The organism is Pseudomonas linyingensis (assembly GCF_900109175.1).
GTDB classification, from domain to species: domain Bacteria; phylum Pseudomonadota; class Gammaproteobacteria; order Pseudomonadales; family Pseudomonadaceae; genus Geopseudomonas; species Geopseudomonas linyingensis.
Genome location: NZ_FNZE01000011.1, coordinates 130,755 through 151,192 on the forward strand (window position 1 = coordinate 130,755; position 20,438 = coordinate 151,192).

A 20,438-nucleotide genomic window follows, 5' to 3' on the forward strand; every position below is an offset into this window, starting at 1 on the left:
ATGCCCATGAATCCCATGCCTCTCAATAACAGCCTGCTGGCACGTGCCGCTGGCAAGCTCGGCCCGCGCGCGTCGCTGGGCCTCGGTTTGCTGGTGCTCGCCGTGCTGGTCGCCCTGCCGCTTCTGCACCTGCTGCCGGCAGACAGCGCCCTGCACGTCTCGGCCTACACCCTGACCCTGGTCGGCAAGATCCTCTGCTACGCGGTGGTCGCCCTGGCCCTCGACCTGGTGTGGGGCTACGCCGGAATGCTGTCGCTGGGCCACGGTCTGTTCTTCGCCCTCGGCGGTTACGCCATGGGCATGTATCTGATGCGCGAAAGCGCGGGCGACGGCCTGCCGGCGTTCATGACCTTCCTGTCCTGGACCGAGTTGCCCTGGTACTGGTACGGCACATCCAGCTTCCTCTGGACCCTGTGCCTGGTGGTGCTGGCCCCCGGCCTGCTCGCCCTGGTGTTCGGCTTCTTCGCCTTCCGCTCGCGGATCAAGGGCGTGTACTTCTCGATCATGACCCAGTCACTGACCTTCGCCGGCATGCTGCTGTTCTTCCGCAACGAGACCGGCTTCGGCGGCAACAACGGCTTCACCAGTTTTCGCAGCATCCTCGGCTTCGACATCACCGCCACCGGCACCCGCGCCGTGCTGTTCCTGTGCATCGTCGCGCTGCTGGCCGGCAGCCTGTACCTGGGCCTGCGCCTGGCGCGCAGCAAGTTCGGCCGGGTGCTCACCGCGCTGCGCGACGCCGAGAACCGCTTGATGTTCTGCGGCTACGACCCGCGCGGCTACAAACTGTTCATCTGGGTGCTCAGTGCCGTGCTGTGCGGCCTGGCCGGGGCGCTCTACGTGCCGCTGGTGGGCATCATCAACCCCAGCGAGATGTCGCCGACTAACTCCATCGAAGCCGCCGTATGGGTGGCCCTCGGCGGGCGCGGCACCCTGATCGGCCCACTGCTCGGCGCCGGGCTGGTCAACGGCATGAAAAGCTGGTTCACCGTGGCCTTCCCGGAATACTGGCTGTTCTTCCTCGGGGCCCTGTTCATCGTCATCACCCTGTACCTGCCCAAGGGCGTGATCGGCCTGCTGCGTAAGGAGAAAGAGCAATGAATGCCGCCACCACCCACCAGGCCGACCTGCCACTGGATACCGGCCATCTGGTCGGCAAGGGCGTCAACGTGCGCCACGGCACCATCCTCACCCTGGAGGGGATCAACGTCAGTTTCGACGGCTTCAAGGCGCTGACCGACCTCAACCTGTACATCGGCGTCGGCGAGCTGCGCTGCATCATCGGCCCCAACGGCGCCGGCAAGACCACCATGATGGACGTGATCACCGGCAAGACCCGCCCGGACAGTGGCGAAGCCTGGTTCGGCGAGCAGCTCGACCTAACCCGCATGAGCGAGGTGCAGATCGCCCAGGCCGGCATCGGCCGCAAGTTCCAGAAGCCGACGGTGTTCGAGGCGCTGAGCGTGTTCGAGAACCTCGAACTGGCGCAGAAGACCGACAAGTCGGTACTGGCCAGCCTGCGGGCGCGCCTGTCCGGCGCGCAGCGCGACCGCATCGACGAGGTGCTCGCCACCATCCGCCTGGAAGGCTCGCGTCAGCGCCCGGCCGGCCTGCTCTCCCACGGCCAGAAGCAGTTCCTCGAGATCGGCATGCTGTTGATGCAGGAGCCGCACCTGCTGCTGCTCGACGAGCCGGTGGCGGGGATGACCGATGCCGAGACCGAGTTCACCGCCGAGCTGTTCAAGTCGCTGGCGCGCAAGCACTCGCTGATGGTGGTCGAGCACGACATGGGCTTCGTCGACGCCATCGCCGACCACGTCACCGTACTGCACCAGGGCCACGTACTGGCCGAAGGCTCGCTGGAGCAGGTGCAGGCCAACGAGCGGGTGATCGAGGTTTACCTGGGGCGTTGAGCCCCGCAAGGTGGACAACGGCGCAGCCTTGTCCACCACGCACCAACAGACAGTCGATGGCTCCCACGCTCCGGCGTGGGAACCCAGCCGGGGACGCTCCGGCGTCCCCCTGCAAGAGGACAAACCCATGCTGCAAGTCCAGCAACTCCACCAGTACTACGGCGGCAGCCACATCCTGCGCGGCCTGTCGTTCGAGGCGAAAATCGGCGAGGTCACCTGCCTGCTCGGCCGCAACGGAGTGGGCAAGACCACCCTGCTCAAATGCCTGATGGGGCTGATCCCGGCCAAGGACGGCAAGGTGTACTGGGAAGACGCCGACATCACCGGCCACAAGCCGCACCAGCGCGTGCACGCCGGCATCGCCTACGTGCCGCAGGGCCGCGACATATTCGGCCGGCTGACCGTCGAGGAAAATCTGCTGATGGGGCTGTCGCGGTTCAGCGCCAGCGAGGCGAAGGCGGTGCCCGAGTCCATCTACGAGCTGTTCCCGGTACTGCGCGAGATGAAGCACCGCCGCGGCGGCGACCTCTCCGGCGGCCAGCAGCAACAGCTGGCCATCGGCCGCGCCCTGGCTAGCCGCCCGCGCCTGCTGATCCTCGACGAACCCACCGAAGGCATCCAGCCCTCGGTGATCAAGGAGATCGGCGCGGTGATCAAGAAGCTCGCCGAACGCGGCGACATGGCCATCCTGCTGGTCGAGCAGTTCTACGACTTCGCCGCCGAACTGGCCGACCAGTACCTGGTCATGTCGCGCGGCGAAATCATCCAGCAGGGGCGCGGGGAAACCATGGAGGCCGACGGGGTGCGTGGGCTGGTGGCGATCTGAGTTCGCTGCCACCTGTCTTGGGCAAGTGCTCCGACTGAGAGCCGATCCAGAGCTCATTCTTGATGCACGCTCAGACACGCACGGTGCGGCTGAAGAGCGAGAGGAGGCCATCCTCTACAGTCCACTAACCCAGATTGATGCCGAGCGGGTTTCCATCCTGTGCGGCGACTTTCTCCGCCTGAGCCGTCAGATCGTCCCGATAGCGGTGATCTGAGCTGCAGCAACAGGACTATCCGCCAATCCGCCCTCTAGGGATACGCAAGCGCCCCGCCGTCTAGATGCCTGTCTAAGCGCCCGGTAAAGGTTGGGGTGTCGAGTATAAAGAGGCTGTCCGCCAAGGGGCGGCAAGATCAGGCTGTGACTGGTGCCGGATTTTCCCGGTCTGTGTCGCATCCGGGGCTTTACAGCTCGCAAACTAAACGTTAATAATTCTCATTAGCCAATGATTAGCGTAAGGATGCAAGATGCTCCGGAAGTCCCCCGTTCTCGCCCGGTTGAATCGCAGCGAGGAGGTCTATGGCCTGCTAAATTCGGTTCCTTCGCCCCTGTTGTGCGAAATGATCGCCGCCGCCGGCTATCACTTTGTCATTCTCGACATGGAACACCTGCTGCGTTCCGACGAGGAACTGATGCACTGCCTACGTGCCTGTGAGGCCACGGGCATATCACCCTGGCTGCGCCTGCCGGAGGTCGACGCCAAGCTGATCGGGCGTGCACTGGATGCGGGTGTCGAAGCGATAGTGCTGCCGCGGGTGGAGAGCGCCGAAGATGTCGAGCGGGCCGTGGCCGCCGCCTACTTTCCGCCACAGGGTCGTCGTGGCATCACTGGTGGGCGCTGCACCGGTTTCGGCGCACTCGCCTTGCCCGACTACATCGTGCAGGCCAATGTCGAGCCGCGCATCGTGCCGATGATCGAAAGCGCGGCCGGCGTCGAGGCGCTGGAGGCGATTCTCCGCCTGCCGGGCATCGCCATGGTCCTGGAAGGGGCTCTGGATCTGGCGCTGGATCTCGGCGTCGGCCCCGATCCGCTGCATCCACGGGTCTGGCAGGCGCTACAGCAGATGGCGGCAACCTGTGCCGCCGCCCGGGTGCCTTTCTGCGCCAACCCGCGCACGGCCGAGCAGCACCGCCATTGGCATGAGCACGGGATCCGTAGCTATCTCGCCGGCGAAGACCGCGGCTTGTTGCTCAATGCCCTGAAAGCACACCGGAAGGGGTTCCAAGTCGCCACGACATGAACAGCACGCCCTCCAGCTTCCGCCGAACGTCCCAGCCCAGCCACTGACCCAATTCACGAGCCACCCCACCGACAAGCGCATCCGCCTTGCCGACGGACCGCTATTGCCCAGGAGAAGCCCATGCAAAGGCCCATCGTCATTCTCAGTCACGTTGCCACCCATGCCGTGTGCGAAGGTTTCCTGCCCTCCGCCCGGCGGTACGGGCAGCCGCTGTTGCTGCTCACCGACCATGCCCAGGAGCACTGGCGCCACCTGGACGGTGCCCAGGTAGCGGTCGATGACCTGGAGATCCTCGAGTGCGACGTGTTCAACCCGCTGGCGGTGATTGAACTGCTGCACGCCCATGGCCAGCGCCCGCTGGCAGTGTTTTCCAACAGCGATCACCTGCAGACAAGCTGCGCCCTGGTAGCGGAAGCCTTCGCCTGCCCCGGCAAGAACTGGCAGATCTGCCACGCGGCGAAGAACAAGGCGGAGATGCGCGAGCGCCTGCAGCGCTTAGGCCTTCCCGGCCCCTGGTTCCAGGTACTCACTCCCGGAATGCAGCCGCCGGCGGACGTATCCTTCCCGCTGGTGGCCAAGCCGCGCGAAGGCGTCGCCAGCCTGGACGTGCAACTGTGCCGCAACGCCGCCGAGCTGGCCGACTACTGTGCGGCCTTCTGGCAACGCCAACCGAGTCGCGCGCTGCTGCTCGAAGCCTACTTGGAGGGCCCGCTTTTCACCCTGGAAACTCTCGGTGACGGCCAGCGCCTGCAGGCCATCGGCGGTTTCGACGTGACCCTCTCGCCGCCGCCGCACTTCGTCGAGCTGGAGGCGCGCTGGAACGGTCCCTTGAGCCGGGCCGCGCGCAACGCGGCGCTGGCCCAGGTGGCCGCCTTCGGCGTCAACTTCGGCGTCTGCCACAGCGAGTTCATCCTCACCGCCGACGGCCCGGTGCTGGTCGAAATCAACTACCGCAGCATCGGCGACGGCCGCGAGTTTCTCCTCGACCGCCTGCTGCCGCAGGGCTGGTTCGCGCGCATCCTCGCCCTGCACCTGGGCGAACCGCTGGACGACAGCGAAAGCAGCAGCGCCGCGGCCCTGGTGCACTACCTGGTCGCGCCGCACGGCGGCCGCCTGCTCGCAGCCAGTGGCAGCTTCCGCCAGGAAGACCACGGCTACTGGACCGACTACTGCGCGCTGCACGAAGTCGGCGAGGAGATCCGCTTGAGCAACTCGAACAAGGACTACCTGGGCGTGCTGCGCCTGATCGCGCCCGACGAAGCTGCGCTGCAGGGGCATTTCGATGCCGTGCGCAGCGACCTGCGCTGGGAGCTGGCATGAATCCGCACGAACTCGACCATGACCAAGACCGCGCGGTCATCGGCCAGCGCATTCTCGACTGCTGCCTGCGCGAGGATATCCGTGGGCTGCTCGGCTTGACGCGCGCGTGCGAACTGCCGGTCGAACTGACGGCCCACTGGCCTGACTCGGTAGAGCCGACCTGGCTGTGCATCGACCATCTCGGCTGCGGCGAGCTATGGCTGCCGGTGCGTCGCGGCGCACCGTTGCAGGAATGGAGCGCGATCGGCGACCGCTGGTTGCGCCGCCAGGGCGACAGCGTGAGCCTGGAGCAGGGCTACCGCCGCTGGCTCGAGCACCTGGCTACCGACCTGGACGCCGAGAGCCTGGCGTTGTTCGCCGACTACGCCGAGGAAGCCGACTGCGCGGTCGAGCATCGCCGCCTGTGCCGCGAGGCCTACGCTGCGCAGGCCGACGACCTGAGCGAGCTCCTCGCGGAAGCGGATTGGGGCCGACGCCTGCTCGGCATCGACCGTCTGGCCAGCTACCACGACCACCCCTTCTACCCCACCGCACGGGCCAAGAGCGGCTTCGACGCCGCAGCCCTGCAGGCCTACGCCCCGGAATTCGCGCCACGTTTTCGCCTCAACTGGCTGGCCGTGCCCAAGACGATTTTCGAGCAGACGAGCGCGCCGCCGGCGCTGTGGCCGAGCTTCGCCGCGGTCGGCCTGGACCCGGCGCTGGCGGCGAGCCACGCGCTGCTGCCGGTGCACCCGCTGACCTGGCCCGAACTGGATGCCCACGGCCTGCCGCCAGGATGCCTGCGCGCACCACGCAGCGCCCTGGAGGTGGAGCCGACCCTGTCGGTGCGCACGGTGCTGTGCGTCGAGGCGCCGTGCTGCCATATCAAGTTACCTCTCTCGGTGCGTACCCTGGGCGCGCGCAACCTGCGCCTGATAAAGCCGAGCACCCTCTACGACGGTCACTGGTTCCAGACCGTGCTGCAGGAGCTCGCCGAACGCGACGACCGGCTCGGTGCGCGCTACCTGCACGTCGACGAGCTGCACGGCGGCCACGCTGCCGGCGAGCGCCACCTGGCCTACATCCTGCGCCGCTACCCGGACGGTCTGGGGCAGGCGACCCTGGTGCCGGTCGCCGCCCTGGCTAGCCGTCTGCCTGACGGCCGCCTGTTGGTGGAAGCGCTGGTTCAGCGCTTCCACAGCGGCGACCTGCTGGCCTGGTGGCAGGAGTATCTCGACCTCCTGCTCGCCGTGCACCTGCGCCTCTGGCTGGTCTACGGCATCGCCCTAGAGGCCAACCAGCAGAACGCCGTGTTGCTATTCGAGGATGGCCGGCCGCTGCGGCTGCTGATGAAGGACAACGACGCCGCACGGCTGTGGCCGGCGCGCTTCGCCGCCGCCTGCCCGGACCTGGTGCCGCGCCTGGCCGAGCTGCGCGACGAGCGGATCCGCGTCGATGGCGCCAGACCGCTGGCCGAAATGTTCTGCACCATCACTCTGCAGCTGAACTTGATCGCGCCGCTGGAGGCCATCGCCGAGTCTGGCCTGGCCTCGCACGAGGCGCTCTACGCCTGCCTGCGCGAGCGCCTGCGTGCCTGCCTCGAGGCGCTGGCGCTCGCGGGAGTGGCGGTCGACGAGGCGCGTCATTTCCTGCTCGACAGCCCGAGGCTGCCGGTGAAGTACCTGCTCAGCGCCGGCAGCCTGTTCAGCAAGGCGCGCTCCGGCGCGGCGGACATCAACAAGTTCTACGGCTACAGCGCGGCGAACTTCCTGCAGGATGCAGCCCCATGTCCCGCCAACTGACCGCCAGCGTCCTGCTCGGCCACTACCTGTCGGCCTTCACCGCCCTGGGCGCGCCGCTGTTCCTGCCGCGCATCCTCGCCGATCTCGGCAGTGCGGCGCCGACCTGGAGCATCGGCGTGCTCTATGTCCTGCCGACCCTGTGCACCGCGCTGGCGGCGCCGCTCTGGGGACGCCTGGCCGACCGCCACGGCTGCCGGCTGTCGCTGCTGCGCGCTCATGCCGGCCTCGCCGCCGGCTTCCTGCTCGCCGGCTTCAGTCCGAACCTGGGGGTGTTCACCCTCGCACTGATCGTCCAGGGCACCTTCGGCGGCGCCATGGCGGCGTCGAACGCCTACCTGGCGACCCAGCTTGCCGGGGAAAGCCTGTCGCGCGCGCTCAACCTGACCCAGTACTCGGCGCGCCTCGCGCTGCTCAGCGGCCCGGTGCTGGTCGGCCTGCTGGCGAGCGCCGGGCTGGGGCTGGAGATGTATCGCTACCTGGCCTGGCTGCCGCTGGTCGCCTTCCTGCTGGTGCTGCCGTTGCCGGCCGATGCGCCGCGCATCCCGGCGCAGACCGCGGACGTCCAGACCAGCCGCGACGAACTGCCGCCGGACCTGCTGCGCCTGCTCGCCGTGCAGTTCCTGTTCAGCTTCGCCATGGTGGTGACCTTCCCCTACTTCGTGCCCTACGGCGAGGCCCTCGGGATCGCCAACGACGCGCTGATCGGTCTGCTCTACAGCCTGCCGCACCTGGTCTACCTGCTGGCCCTGCCCTGGGTGCAGCGCCGCAGCGGCCCGTTGCTGCCGGCCGGACTCGCCCTGTTCGCGCTGAGCAACCTGCTGCAGTTCCTGCGCGTGCCGGCCGAGCTGCTGTTCGCCCTGCGCCTACTCGCCGGGCTGGGCATGCTGCTGTGTTTCGTCGGCCTGCACCGCTACCTCGCTGCCCTCCGCCGCCAGGGCGGCGCCGGCCGCCTGTTCGGCTGGTACGACGCCAGCGGCAAGTGGGCCGGCAGCGCCGCCGGCCTGGTCGCCGGCCTGGCCTGCCAGCACTACGGCGTCGCCATGCCTTTCCTTATCGCCTGCCTGGCCGCGTTCGCCGCGCTGGCCGTGGCTCACCCCTTACTCACCCGCTCGCCGGAGACCGCCCCATGACCCTTGTCGCTCGCTCGCCCCACGAACGCACCCTGGACGGCGAGGCCCAGCGCCACGCCATCGATTGCCTGCTCAACTGCTACCTGCGCGAGTACGCCCTGCCGCGCGGTGAGGCGAGTCTCGACTGCCATGCACCGGATCTGCCCATGGGCCTGCGTCACGCCGAAAGCCGCTGCGTCGGCATCCAGCTCGCCAACGGCAACCGCCTGGCGCTGCTCGCCGACCGCGCCAGTGTGCTCGGCCGCTGCCGCTTCGTCAGCCCGCCCTACTTCAAGGGCCACGGCCAGGGCTGGCGGCCGCTGGACGCCGCCGAACTGGCGCGTCTGCTGCTCGCCCCACTGAACGGCCCGGAGCGGCACGGCGAGCTGCTCGAGCAGATCGACAACAGCCTGCGCATCACCCGCACCTTTCTCACCCACGCCCGCGCGGCCAATCACGAGCCGGCCGACAACCATGAGCCATTCGATAGCCTGCTGCGCTCCGAGCAGGGCCAGGTCTGGGGCCATGCCCTGCACCCGACGCCGAAAAGCCGCGATGGCGTCTCCGAGTCCGACCTGCTGGCCTGCTCGCCGGAAGTCGGTGCGTGCTTCCCGCTGCACTGGTTCCGTGTCGACCCCGCGCTGATCCGCCACCAGGGCGACGACCCACGCGGCCTGCTCGCCGAGGTCGCCGGCGCCGACAACCTCTACCCCTGCCACCCGTGGGAGGTTTCGCGGGTGCTGGCCGATCCGCTGGTCCAGCGGGTGCGCGACCTCGGCCTCTTGGAATACCTCGGCCCGCGTGGCATGGCGCTCTACCCGACTTCCTCGGTACGCACCCTCTACCACCCGAAGCTGAGCCATTTCCTCAAATTCTCGATCCACGTTCGGCTGACCAACTGCGTGCGCAAGAACGCTTGGTACGAGCTGGACAGCGCGGTGGCCCTGACCCGCCTGCTCGACCCGCTGATGGCCGAGCTGGAGCACAGCCAGCCTGGCTTCGCGTTAATGGCCGAGCCGGCCGCCAGCACCCTCGACCTGTCGGCCTACGGCAGCCCGGAGGAGGCCCGCGAGGTTACCGAATGCTTTGGCATCCTCTACCGGCAGAACCTCGACGAAGCCAGCCGCGCCCGCTACCGACCGCAAGTCGCCATGGCCCTGTTCACCTGGGCCCTGGGGGGCGTCAGTGCCTGCCAGGCGTTGGTCGCGCACTGTGCGGCGCAGCTCGGCGTGGACCCGGCCGAGGCTGCGCTGCGCTGGCTGCGCGCCTATGCCGGGCTGCTGCTGGGCGGCTCGCTGCACTGCCTGTTCCGCCACGGCGTGGTGCTCGAACCGCACCTGCAGAACACCCTGCTCGGCTTCGACGTTCAGGGCCTGCCCTGCCGCGTATGGATCCGCGACCTAGAGGGCACCAAGCTGGTCCCCGAGCACTGGCCGGCTAAGCGCCTCGCCCACCTCGACGAGCGCACCCGCGCCTCGCTCCACTACGACGCCGACAAGGCCTGGAAGCGGGTCGCCTACTGCGCCCTGGTCAACAACCTCGGCGAGGCAGTGTTCCACCTGGCCAATGGCGATGCGGCGCTAGAGCGGCGCCTGTGGCGGGAGATCGCCGCCATCCTCGAAGCGCAGCGCGCGCCGCTCGGCGAGCCGCAGGCTTTGCGCGAGCTGTGCGCCGGCGCGCCCCTGCCGAGCAAGGAGAACTTCATGACCCGCCTGCTGATGCGCGCTGACCGCGAAGCCGGCTACACCGCCCTGCCCAATCCGCTGACCGCCGCCCGTGGAGATTGCCGATGAGCCTGCCCGCCCCCGTCCAACACGCCATCGCAGAGCTGCGCCGCCAGCGCGACGAGCCGCTGTGCGCCTACATCTACGACCTGGCGGCGCTGGCGCGCCACGCACGTACTCTGCGCGAAGCGCTGCCGGCCAACTGCGAGCTGTTCTACGCCGCCAAGGCCAACCCCGAGGCGCCAATCCTGCGCACCTTGGCGCCCTGGGTCGACGGCTTCGAGGCGGCCTCCGGCGGCGAACTGCGCTGGCTGTATGAGCGCCATCCGGACAAGCCGCTGATCTTCGGCGGCCCCGGCAAGCTGGACAGCGAGCTGGCCGCCGCCATGGACTGTCGGATTTCCGCCTTCCACGTCGAAAGCCTCGGCGAGCTGCGCCGCCTGGCAGTCGTCGCCAGGGCCCACGGCCGCCGGGCGCCGGTGCTGCTGCGGCTCAACCTCAGGCTCGCCGAGGCGCCGGACAGTCGCCTGGTGATGGGCGGCAAGCCGACGCCCTTCGGTCTCGACGAGGAGGCCCTCGACGAGGCGCTGGCGCTGCTCGCCGGCGAACCCTGGCTGCGGCTCGAGGGCCTGCACTTCCACCTGCTCTCCCATCAGCTGGACAGCGCCGCCCACCTGCAGCTGCTGCGCAGTTACTTCCGCTGCTTCCGCCAGTTGAACGCGCGCCACGGCCTGGACCTGACGCTGCTCAACGTCGGCGGCGGCATGGGCATCGACTACCGCGACCACGCCCGCTCCTTCGACTGGCCGGGCTTCTGCGCGGGCCTGGCGGCGCTGATCGTCGAGGAAGGCATGGCGGGCACGTGCATCCGCTTCGAGATCGGCCGCTTCCTTAGCGCCGCCTGCGGCTACTACCTGATGGAGGTGCTGGACATCAAGCGCAACCACGGCCAGTACTTCGCCGTCGCCCGCGGCGGTACCCATCACTTCCGCACGCCGGCGGCGCAGGGCCACGACCATCCCTTCGAGGTGGTGCGCAGCGAACGTCCGGCGGAGCTGGAGAACCAGCCAGTGACCCTAGTCGGCCAGCTGTGCACGCCCAAGGACGTGCTGGCCCGCCAGCAGCCGGTGGCCGCCCTGGCGGTCGGCGACCTCTTGGTGTTCACCCTGGCCGGCGCCTACTCCTGGAACATCTCGCACCAGCACTTCCTGATGCACGAGCCGCCGCAGATGGTGTTCCTGGAGTCTTGACCCCTCGATCCGGGTAGCCATCGGACTGCCCCGGCAGGTATTTACATTCGATTTACATTCTATTTACAATTAATAACAATTCCTATTAGCAATAATCTCTCATTTCTAAATTACTGCTCGCCCTAAGAAAACGGATCACATCAACAATCAGGAGCCGCACCTCGTCATGAGAAAAACCACCCACCAGATCGGCCTCTCGGTAAGCCTGCTGGCCTTGGCCGTCGCCCAGGCGGCATTCGCCGCCGAAAGCACCAGCGATACCACTGAGCCGCAGGGCCAGGATCTCACCCTCGCCCCCTTCGTGATCAAGGGTGACGTGCTCGGCCAGGCCAGCGACGAGGAGGTGCGTACCTACCCCGGCAGCCGCAGCGTGGTCGAGGCGGAGGATCTCAAGAAGGCCAGCGTGCGCGGTCTGGACGATGCCCTGCAGCGGGTGCCGGGGGTGAAGATCTTCGACGAGACCGGCACCGGCGTGCTGCCGCAGCTGTCGGTGCGCGGCCTGTACGAGAGCCGCAGCGGCCGCGTGCAGGCACTGGCCGACGGCGTTCCGCTGGCCCTCGGCCCCTACGGGCAGACCAGCCTGTCGCTGTTCCCGCAGACCCTGGCCACCGTCGAGCGCATCGACGTGGTGCGCGGCGGCGCCGCGGTGCAGTACGGCCCGAACAACGTCGGCGGGGTGATCAACTTCATCAGCCCGCCGATCCCAGAGCAGTGGGAAACCACCCTGCAGGAGCGCGTCACCTTCGCCCCCGGCGGTCGCCAGCTGTTCGACAGCTACATCGGCACCGGCGGCAGGATCACCGACAGTTTCGCCCTGCAGCTCGATCTAAACACCATCGACGGCGAGTACGGCCGCGAGCACTCGGACACCGCAGTGCAGAACTACCGCCTGCGCGGCCAGTGGGACATCGACGAGGACCGCAGCCTGAGCTTCGGCGTGCAGCGCTACATCGCCGACATGGATCTGGCCGGCGCGCTCAGCGTGGCCGACTACCGGGACGATCCGCGCCAGTCGACCCGCGACCTCGACCGCTTCGAGGGCGATACCGACCGCGTCTGGGGTACCTACAGCCAGTACCTCGGCAGCTTCGGTCCCTTCGACAGCGTGGAGCTCAGCTGGACCAACTTCGCCCACCACAGCTACCGCAACTTCATCGTCGGCCTGCCGTTCACTCCCGACGCCACCCCCGCCACCCTGCAGGATGCGCCGCGCGACTTCCGCGTCTGGGGCAGCGAACCGCGCCTGAGCCTCTCCATCGACGGCGACACGGTCAGCCAGACCTGGGTGCTCGGCGCCCGCCTGGTCAAGGAAGACGTCGACTTCAAAGTCAACCGCGACAACCTGAGCACCGGCGCACATACCGTGTTCCGCGACTGGACCTTCGACGACGAAGGCAAGGCCGCCTACATCAGCAACGCCATCGGCCTGCTCGACGGCCGCCTGACCATCACCCCTGGGGTGCGCTACGAGCACGCCAGCATGGAGTACGAAGGCAAGGTCAACGGCGTAGCGCAGAAGCCGCAGGAAAAAACCGCCGAGGAATGGCTGCCGGGCCTCAGCGTCGGTTACCAGTTGAACGATGAGTGGTTCTTCTACGCCGACGCCCAGCGCTCGCTGCGCATGCCGCAGATCACCTCGATCGTCTTCGACGGCGACGTGGCCGCCGAGCTGGCCTGGAACTACGAGACCGGCGTGCGCTTCAGCCCGAGCAACAACCTGCGCCTGGAAGCCGGCCTGTATCGCATCGATTTCAAGGATCAGATCGAATACAACTCGAGAACAACCCGCTTCGAGAACCTCGGCAGCACCCGTCACCAGGGCATCGAGACCCAGGTGTTCTGGACGCCCGAAACCCTGCCTCTGCTCGATCTGCACGCCAGCTACGCCTGGCTGGAAGCCGAGCAGCGCTCCGGTCAGTTCGCCGGCAACGAGGTGCCCTTCTCCTCCGAGCACCAGCTGGCGGTCGACGGCCGCTACCGCTTCGCTGAGCACTGGACCTACAGCCTGGACGGTCTCTACGTGAGCAGCGCCTTCACCGACGCCGCCAATACCGAGGACGAGAATGCCGCGGCCTCGGCCGGCAAGATCCCGTCCTACTGGCTGTGGAACACCGCGCTGGAGCGCGAGTTCAAGATGCAGGACGGCAGCGTGCTGACCACTTCGGCCGGCGTCAGCAACCTGTTCGACCGCCAGTACTACTTCCGCGGTATCGACACCAGTCCGTGGGGCCGCCAGCCGGCACCGGGACGCACCCTGACCCTGGGCGTGAACTATCGCTTCTGAGTGTCTCGGGTGCCTTCAACACCGCTCAGCCCAAGGCTGAGCGGTCGGAACCGCCACCACTTGATCTTGGTTGCATGCTCTACGCGGGGGCAACTAGACTCACGACAATGAAACGCCACCTGCGACTCTGCCTGATTTTCCTGATCGGCCTGACGCTTCCCTTCGCAGGGATGGCGGGCTTGCAGGCACCGGTTGAGCCCTGTCCAATGCAGGTGAGCGACATGGCGACCATGGCGAACAGCATGGATATGACGCCCGACTGTTGCGAGGACATGGGCAGTCCCTCCGAGCATGGCAAGCCCTGCAAGACGGGACAGGAATGCAAGACCGCCAGCCTATTGCAGGTGACGGCGATCAAGCCTCCCGTTCCCCTGTCCGCCCCCGTGGCGATGCCCGACCACCACGATCTCCTGCCCGAGCGGTCTCCGTCCGGCCCTTGGCGTCCCCCCCGCGCCTGATTCCTGCTTTTCCCTGGATCACTGCCTCGCCCTGCGGGACGGCTGATCTCTGCGCGAAACATCACAGGAATCGAGAGCATGAACATCCAACGTCACTGCCCGGGGTGGCCCAGCGCCGCTGCCCTGGTGGCGGCCGTGCTGGCATTACCGAGCCAGGCGGCCCCGCTGACACTCGTCGAGGCCTTGCGCCTGGCCGAGTACAACGCCCCTTCGCTGGCCGCCGAGCAGGCCAAACTGCAAGCCGCCAGCAATGCCGCCATTCCCGCTGGCGAACTGCCCGATCCCCAGCTGCGATTGGGCGTACAGAACTATCCCGTCGGCGGCTCCGACCGCTGGAGCATCGACCGCGACTTCATGACCATGCAGATGGTCGGCGTCATGCAGGAGGTGCCCAACCGGGCCAAACGCCAGGCGCGGGCCGAGGTGGCCGATGCAGCGGTGGAGCGCGCCGCCGCCGAAGGCACGGTCGAACGGCTGAACGTCCGCCAGGCCACCGCACTGGCGTGGATCGATCGCCTCGCGGTGGAACGCCAGCAGGCGTTGTTCGCCGAGTTCTTCGCCGAGAATCGTCTGCTGACCGCCGCCGTGCAGGCGCAGATCGCCGGTGGACGGGGAGCGGCCGCCGATGCGGTACGGCCGAAACAGGAGGCCGCCCGCCTGGCCGAGCAGCAGGACGAGCTGGCCCAGCTGCACGTGCGAGCGCGCGGCGCCCTGCGCCGCTGGATAGGCGCAGCCGCCGCCCGCCCGCTGGCTGGCGACTGGCCGCAATGGTCTGTCGAGCATGCCCGCTACAGCCGCCAGTTGCCACGCCACCCGGCGCTGGCCGCCTTCGAGCCGATGACGCGCGAGGCGCAAGCCAAGGTGCGCGCAGCGCAGGCGGAGAAGAAGTCCGACTGGAGCTGGGGCCTCGACTACCAGCGTCGCGGTCGCGAGTTCGGCGACATGGTCAGTGTGCAGGTCAGTTTCGACCTGCCGCTGTTTCCCGCGTCCCGACAGGATCCGAACATCGCCGCCCGCAACGCTGAGCTCGCCGAACTGGAGGCGAAGCGCGAAGCCCTGTTGCGCGAGCATGCCCAGCAACTGGAAGAGGCTCTGGCCGACTATCAGCGGCTGCAGCGGGCGCTGCAGCGCAACAGCGACAGCTTCGTGCCGCTGGCCCGGGAGAAGGTGGAGCTCAGTCTGGCCAGTTATCGCGCCGGCAAGGGCGATCTGCTCGGAGTCATCGCCGCCCGTCAGGAGCTGATTGAGGCGCGCCTGCGGCAGGTAGAGCTGGAGGCGCAGCTCGCCCGGACCGGCGCGCGGCTGTATTTTTCCTACGGGGAGGAGCGGCTATGACCACGCGAATCGGCCCGACAATCGCATTGTGCGGCCTGACGCTCGCTCTCGGCGCTGGCGGGGGTTACTGGCTCGCCCAGCAGCGCTCGTACGAGGTGGCCGACAAAGCCGAACCTGCTGCCAGCGCGCAGGACGAGCGTCCGGTGCTGTACTGGTACGACCCGATGTACCCGCAGCAGCGGTTCGACAAACCAGGCAAATCGCCGTTCATGGACATGCAGCTGGTGCCCCGCTATGCCGATGCCGACGCGGACAGCGCCGCCGTCAGCATCGATCCGCGGCTGACCCAGAATCTCGGCCTGCGTCTGGCGACCATCAGCCGTGGGCCCCTTGCCTCCAGTCTGGAGGTGAGCGGCGTCCTGGCTTTCAACGAACGGGATGTCGCGGTGGTCCAGGCGCGCACCAGCGGCTTCGTCGAGCGAGTCTACTCCCGCGCACCGGGCGACGTGCTGGCGGCCGGCGCCCCGCTGGCCGACCTCCTGGTGCCCGAGTGGGCCGCCGCCCAGGAAGAGTTTCTCGCCCTCCGGCGCAGCGGCGATGCCGAGCTGCTGGCGGCGGCCCGCCAGCGCCTGCGCCTGACGGGGATGCCGGCGGCGCTGATCGCCAAGGTGGAGCGCAGCGGCAAGATCCAGCCGATCCTGATCCTCACCAGCCCCATCAGCGGCGCGTTGCAAGATCTGGCGGTGCGGAAGGGCATGAGCGTGGCGGCCGGCGATACCCTGGCGCGCATCAACGCTCTGGACAGCGTCTGGCTGGAACTAGCCGTGCCGGAGGCAGAAGCCGGGGAACTGCTCACCGACCAAACGGTCGAGGCACGCCTGCCGGCCTTCGCCGGCGAGGTGCTGACGGGCCGGATCGCCGCCATCCTGCCGGAGGCGAACGCCGACAGCCGCACCCTGCGCGTGCGGGTCGAACTGCCCAATCCTGATGGGCGCCTACGGCCGGGACTGACGGCGCAGGTACGGCTGAATCGGGCGAGCGAGCAAGGTGTGTTGTGGGTGCCGAGCGAGGCCGTCATCCGCACCGGCCGGCGGGCGCTGGTCATGCTCGCCGAAGGCGCCGGGCGCTACCGGCCGGTAGAGGTCCGCCCCGGGGCGGAAAACGATGGCCGAACGGTGGTACTGAGCGGCCTGGAAGAAGGCCAACAGGTGGTCGCCTCGGGACAGTTCCTGCTCGATTCCGAGGCCAGTCTCAGGGGTATGGTCGTGGGGTCTGCGGCAAGACCGGAGCCTGCCGTCGATGCCCCCGCACTGCATGAAGCAGAGGGGACAGTCGTCGAGATCGGCGACCTGAGCGTGACCCTCGCCCATGGCCCGTTCCGCACGCTGGGGATGTCCGGCATGACCATGAGTTTCCCGCTGGCCGATCCGGCCCTGCTGCAGGGGCTCAAGGTCGGCGACCGGGTGCGCTTCGCGGTGCGCGAAAGCGACGCCGGACTGGTGGTCAAGCGCCTGGAGAAACAGGGAGACCAGCCATGATCGCCGCACTGATCCGCTGGTCGGTAGCCAACCGCTTCCTGGTCCTGCTGGCCACCCTGTTCGTCACCGCCTGGGGCGTCTGGTCGGTGCGCAGCATCCCGCTCGACGCGCTGCCGGACCTCTCCGACGTGCAGGTGATCGTGCGCACCCCCTATCCGGGGCAGGCGCCGCAGATCGTCGAGAACCAGGTCACCTATCCGCTGACCACCACCATGCTCTCGGTGCCGGGAGCGAAAACGGTGCGCGGCTACTCCTTCTTCGGCGACAGTTATGTCTACGTGCTGTTCGAGGACGGCACCGATCTCTACTGGGCGCGCTCGCGGGTTCTGGAGTACCTGAGCCAGGTGCAGAGCCGCTTGCCGGCGGGCGCCAAGCCCGCCTTGGGGCCGGATGCCACCGGGGTCGGCTGGATCTACCAGTACGCCCTGGTGGATCGCAGTGGCCGCCACGACCTGGCGCAGCTGCGCGCCCTGCAGGACTGGTTCCTCAAGTTCGAGCTGAAGACCGTCGCCAACGTCGCCGAGGTGGCCACCGTCGGCGGCATGGTCAAGCAGTACCAGGTGCTGCTCGATCCGCCCAGGCTGGCTAGCCAGGGCATCACCCAGTCCGAGGTGATCGCGGCCATCGGCCAGGCCAACCGGGAAACCGGCGGCGCCGTGCTGGAAATGGCCGAGACCGAGTTCATGGTGCGCGCCTCCGGCTACCTGAAGACGCTCGACGACTTCCGCGCCATCCCGCTCAGGCTCGGCGCCGGCAACGTTCCGGTGACCCTCGGCGACGTGGCGAGCATCCAGCTGGGTCCGGAGATGCGCCGCGGCATCGGCGAGCTCGACGGCGAAGGCGAAACGGTCGGCGCCGTGGTGATCCTGCGCAGCGGCAAGAACGCCCGCGACACCATTGCCGCGGTCAAGGCCAAACTCGACGAGCTGAAGGGCAGCCTGCCCGCCGGGGTGGAAATCGTCACCACCTACGACCGCAGCAAGCTGATCGACCGCGCGGTGGCCAACCTCAGCCACAAGCTGCTCGAGGAGTTCATCGTCGTCGCCCTGGTCTGTGCGCTGTTCCTCTGGCACCTGCGCTCATCCCTGGTCGCCATCATCTCGCTGCCGATTGGCCTACTCATCGCGTTCATCGTGATGCGCTACCAGGGGATCAACGCCAACCTCATGTCACTCGGCGGCATCGCCATTGCCATCGGCGCCATGGTGGATGCGGCGGTGGTGATGATCGAGAACGCTCACAAGAAGGTCGAAGCCTGGAACTCGGCTCACCCCGGGGAGACGCTGGCGGGCGAGCGCCACTGGCAGGTGATGACCGACGCCGCCGCCGAGGTTGGCCCGGCGCTGTTCTTCTGTCTGCTGATCATCACCCTGTCGTTCATCCCGGTGTTCACCCTGGAGGCCCAGGAAGGCCGCCTGTTCGGGCCGCTGGCCTTCACCAAGACCTACGCGATGGCGGCCGCCGCCGGCTTGTCGGTAACCCTGGTGCCGGTGCTGATGGGCTACTGGATTCGCGGGCGGATCCCCCGGGAGGAGCACAATCCGCTGAATCGCTGGCTGATCCGCCTCTACCGGCCGGCACTGGACGCGGTGCTGCGCCGTCCCAAAGTCACCCTACTGGCAGCACTGCTGGTGTTTCTCAGCACGCTATGGCCGATCTCGAGGCTCGGCGGCGAGTTCCTGCCGCCGATGGATGAAGGCGACTTGCTCTACATGCCTTCGGCGCTGCCCGGACTGTCGGCGCAGAAGGCGGCGCAGCTATTGCAGCAGACCGATCGCCTGATCAAGACGGTACCGGAAGTCGAGCACGTATTCGGCAAGGCCGGACGTGCCGAAACCGCCACCGACCCGGCACCGCTGGAGATGTTCGAAACCACCATCCAGTTCAAGCCGCACGAGCAGTGGCGACCCGGCATAACGCCGGAGTGGCTGGTGGAAGAGCTGGATCGGGTAGTGCGGATCCCGGGGCTCACTAACATCTGGATTCCGCCGATCCGCAATCGTATCGACATGCTCGCCACCGGGATCAAGAGTCCCATCGGGATCAAGGTCGCCGGCACAACCCTGGTGGATATCGACGCAGCCACCCAAGCGATCGAGCGCGTGGCCAAGAGCGTGCCTGGAGTGAGCTCGGCGCTGGCCGAGCGCCTGACCGGAGGGCGCTATGTCGATGTGGACATCGACCGTCGTGCGGCTGCCCGCTACGGGCTGAACATCGCCGACGTGCAGTCGATAGTGGCCAGCGCCATCGGCGGCGAGAACGTCGGCGAGACCGTCGAGGGCCTGGCCCGCTCCCCGATCAATGTGCGCTATCCCCGCGAGTGGCGCGACTCACTCGGCGCTCTCGAGCAGCTGCCGATCTATACCCCGCAAGGCAGCCAGATCACTCTGGGCACGGTGGCGAGGATCGCGGTCAGCGACGGACCGCCCATGCTGAAAAGCGAGAACGCGCGGCCATCGGGCTGGGTTTATATCGATGTGCGTGGTCGGGATATCGCTGCCGTGGTGGGTGACCTGCGCCGGACCGTCAGCGAAAAGGTGAGCCTGCAGCCAGGCATGAGCATCAGCTATTCGGGGCAGTTCGAGTACCTCGAGCGGGCCAACGCCCGGCTCAAGCTGGTGGTGCCGGCGACCCTGGCGATCATCTTCGTGCTGCTCTACCTGACCTTCTCCCGCTTCGACGAGGCCCTGCTGATCATGGCGACCCTGCCATTCGCCCTCACCGGCGGTGTGTGGTTCCTCTACCTGCTGGACTACGACCTGTCGGTGGCCACCGGCGTCGGCTTCATCGCCTTGGCTGGGGTGGCCGCCGAGTTCGGTGTGATCATGCTGCTCTACTTGAAGCAGGCCTGGGCCGAGCGCGAGGCGGCCGGCGAGCGCTGCGAGCAGGCACTGCTGGCGGCGATTCGCCAGGGCGCCGTGCAGCGCGTGCGGCCCAAGGCGATGACCGTGGCGGTGATCGTCGCCGGCCTGCTGCCGATCTTCTGGGGCAGTGGCACCGGCAGCGAGATGATGAGCCGCATCGCCGCGCCCATGGTTGGCGGCATGCTCAGCGCGCCCTTGCTGTCTCTGTTCGTCATCCCGGCGGCCTATCGGCTGATGCGCCGCTCGCACCTCCACAAAGCATCAGCTGTGCAACCATCCAATTCCACAGGAGCAACCCAGTCATGAAACAAGTCTTCGTAACCATCCTGACCGCCACGCTCGTTCAGACCGCCACAGCGGCTGACATGCACGACAAGCCCATGGACAGGATGCCAATGGAACAGCCCATGCAGGTGGAACAGCCGGACAGCGCGGCCCCGACCGCCAAGGCCCGCGGCACGATCAAGGGGATCGACGCTGCCAAAGGGGCCATCACGCTTTCGCACGGCCCCGTTCCCAGCTTGAAATGGCCATCAATGACCATGGGCTTTACCACAACGCTCGAGCAGTTGAAGGGGCTGACGGTCGGTGACGAAGTGAATTTCGAATTTCAAAGCCAAGGCATGGAGGCCCGGATCGTTTCCATTCAGAAAGCTGACTAAGCTTGCCTCCCCCTTGGCTCAAGCAAGCACGAGACAAGGGGTGCATCGCCGCGAGATCTACCAATTTCTGCTCGATCAACCTGAGCTCGAGTGGGTCAGCGGCGTGCACAGTTAATGGGTGACAAGTTGGACAACCGCACGATGGGCTCATCGAGCCGTGCGAGCATGCCGTTGAACGAGAACACCAGCTCACGCA

The 20,438-nt window shown here is 67.5% G+C and carries 15 protein-coding genes; all 15 read left to right on the forward strand.

Features of this window, described 5'->3' with window-relative positions; translation table 11 throughout:
* The first annotated feature begins 15 nt into the window (after positions 1-15).
* The 15 genes from urtC (at position 16) to BMZ19_RS14790 (ending at position 20,242) form a co-directional block, all read left to right on the forward strand.
* Complete coding sequence (urtC, locus tag BMZ19_RS14715) at positions 16-1,101, forward strand: urea ABC transporter permease subunit UrtC (protein WP_090312209.1); 1,086 nt, start codon at positions 16-18, stop codon at positions 1,099-1,101.
* Positions 1,098-1,913, forward strand: a complete 816-nt coding sequence (gene urtD / locus BMZ19_RS14720) for an urea ABC transporter ATP-binding protein UrtD (RefSeq protein WP_244517247.1) — start codon at positions 1,098-1,100, stop codon at positions 1,911-1,913. Before urtC ends, urtD begins: the two co-directional genes overlap by 4 nt.
* A gap of 127 nt (positions 1,914-2,040) precedes the next feature.
* Positions 2,041-2,739: an urea ABC transporter ATP-binding subunit UrtE gene (urtE, locus tag BMZ19_RS14725; protein WP_090312127.1), complete on the forward strand. Its 699-nt coding sequence runs from the start codon at positions 2,041-2,043 to the stop codon at positions 2,737-2,739.
* A 464-nt stretch (positions 2,740-3,203) separates the two neighbouring features.
* Positions 3,204-3,977 (forward strand): HpcH/HpaI aldolase family protein, encoded by a 774-nt coding sequence (locus BMZ19_RS14735; RefSeq protein ID WP_090312131.1) that lies wholly within the window; start codon positions 3,204-3,206, stop codon positions 3,975-3,977.
* A 120-nt stretch (positions 3,978-4,097) separates the two neighbouring features.
* Positions 4,098-5,297: an ATP-grasp domain-containing protein gene (locus BMZ19_RS14740; RefSeq protein WP_090312132.1), complete on the forward strand. Its 1,200-nt coding sequence runs from the start codon at positions 4,098-4,100 to the stop codon at positions 5,295-5,297.
* On the forward strand, positions 5,294-7,078 hold the full coding sequence (locus BMZ19_RS14745) for an IucA/IucC family protein (protein WP_090312134.1): 1,785 nt from the start codon (positions 5,294-5,296) through the stop codon (positions 7,076-7,078). The genes BMZ19_RS14740 and BMZ19_RS14745 overlap by 4 nt, the downstream gene beginning before the upstream one ends.
* The gene (locus tag BMZ19_RS14750) at positions 7,063-8,208 is read left to right on the forward strand and encodes an MFS transporter (protein ID WP_090312136.1); all 1,146 of its coding nucleotides are present in this window, start codon (positions 7,063-7,065) and stop codon (positions 8,206-8,208) included. Before BMZ19_RS14745 ends, BMZ19_RS14750 begins: the two co-directional genes overlap by 16 nt.
* Entirely contained in the window at positions 8,205-9,980 is a 1,776-nt protein-coding gene (locus BMZ19_RS14755; RefSeq protein ID WP_090312137.1) for an IucA/IucC family protein, read from the forward strand. The genes BMZ19_RS14750 and BMZ19_RS14755 overlap by 4 nt, the downstream gene beginning before the upstream one ends.
* The gene (locus BMZ19_RS14760; protein WP_090312139.1) at positions 9,971-11,161 is read left to right on the forward strand and encodes a type III PLP-dependent enzyme; all 1,191 of its coding nucleotides are present in this window, start codon (positions 9,971-9,973) and stop codon (positions 11,159-11,161) included. Before BMZ19_RS14755 ends, BMZ19_RS14760 begins: the two co-directional genes overlap by 10 nt.
* A 166-nt stretch (positions 11,162-11,327) precedes the next feature.
* Complete coding sequence (locus BMZ19_RS14765) at positions 11,328-13,445, forward strand: TonB-dependent receptor family protein (protein WP_090312140.1); 2,118 nt, start codon at positions 11,328-11,330, stop codon at positions 13,443-13,445.
* Positions 13,446-13,552: 107 nt separating this feature from the next.
* Positions 13,553-13,903, forward strand: coding sequence for a hypothetical protein (locus tag BMZ19_RS14770; protein ID WP_090312211.1), 351 nt, complete (start codon positions 13,553-13,555; stop codon positions 13,901-13,903).
* A gap of 78 nt (positions 13,904-13,981) precedes the next feature.
* Positions 13,982-15,238, forward strand: a complete 1,257-nt coding sequence (locus BMZ19_RS14775; protein WP_090312142.1) for a TolC family protein — start codon at positions 13,982-13,984, stop codon at positions 15,236-15,238.
* Positions 15,235-16,716 carry an efflux RND transporter periplasmic adaptor subunit gene (locus BMZ19_RS14780; protein ID WP_090312143.1) on the forward strand — a complete coding sequence of 494 codons (1,482 nt, stop codon included), beginning with the start codon at positions 15,235-15,237 and terminating at the stop codon, positions 16,714-16,716. The genes BMZ19_RS14775 and BMZ19_RS14780 overlap by 4 nt, the downstream gene beginning before the upstream one ends.
* Positions 16,713-19,886, forward strand: a complete 3,174-nt coding sequence (locus BMZ19_RS14785) for an efflux RND transporter permease subunit (protein WP_090312145.1) — start codon at positions 16,713-16,715, stop codon at positions 19,884-19,886. The genes BMZ19_RS14780 and BMZ19_RS14785 overlap by 4 nt, the downstream gene beginning before the upstream one ends.
* A complete protein-coding gene (locus tag BMZ19_RS14790; protein ID WP_090312147.1) occupies positions 19,883-20,242 on the forward strand; it encodes a copper-binding protein in 360 nt (119 codons plus the stop codon). Before BMZ19_RS14785 ends, BMZ19_RS14790 begins: the two co-directional genes overlap by 4 nt.
* Positions 20,243-20,438 lie beyond the last annotated feature (196 nt).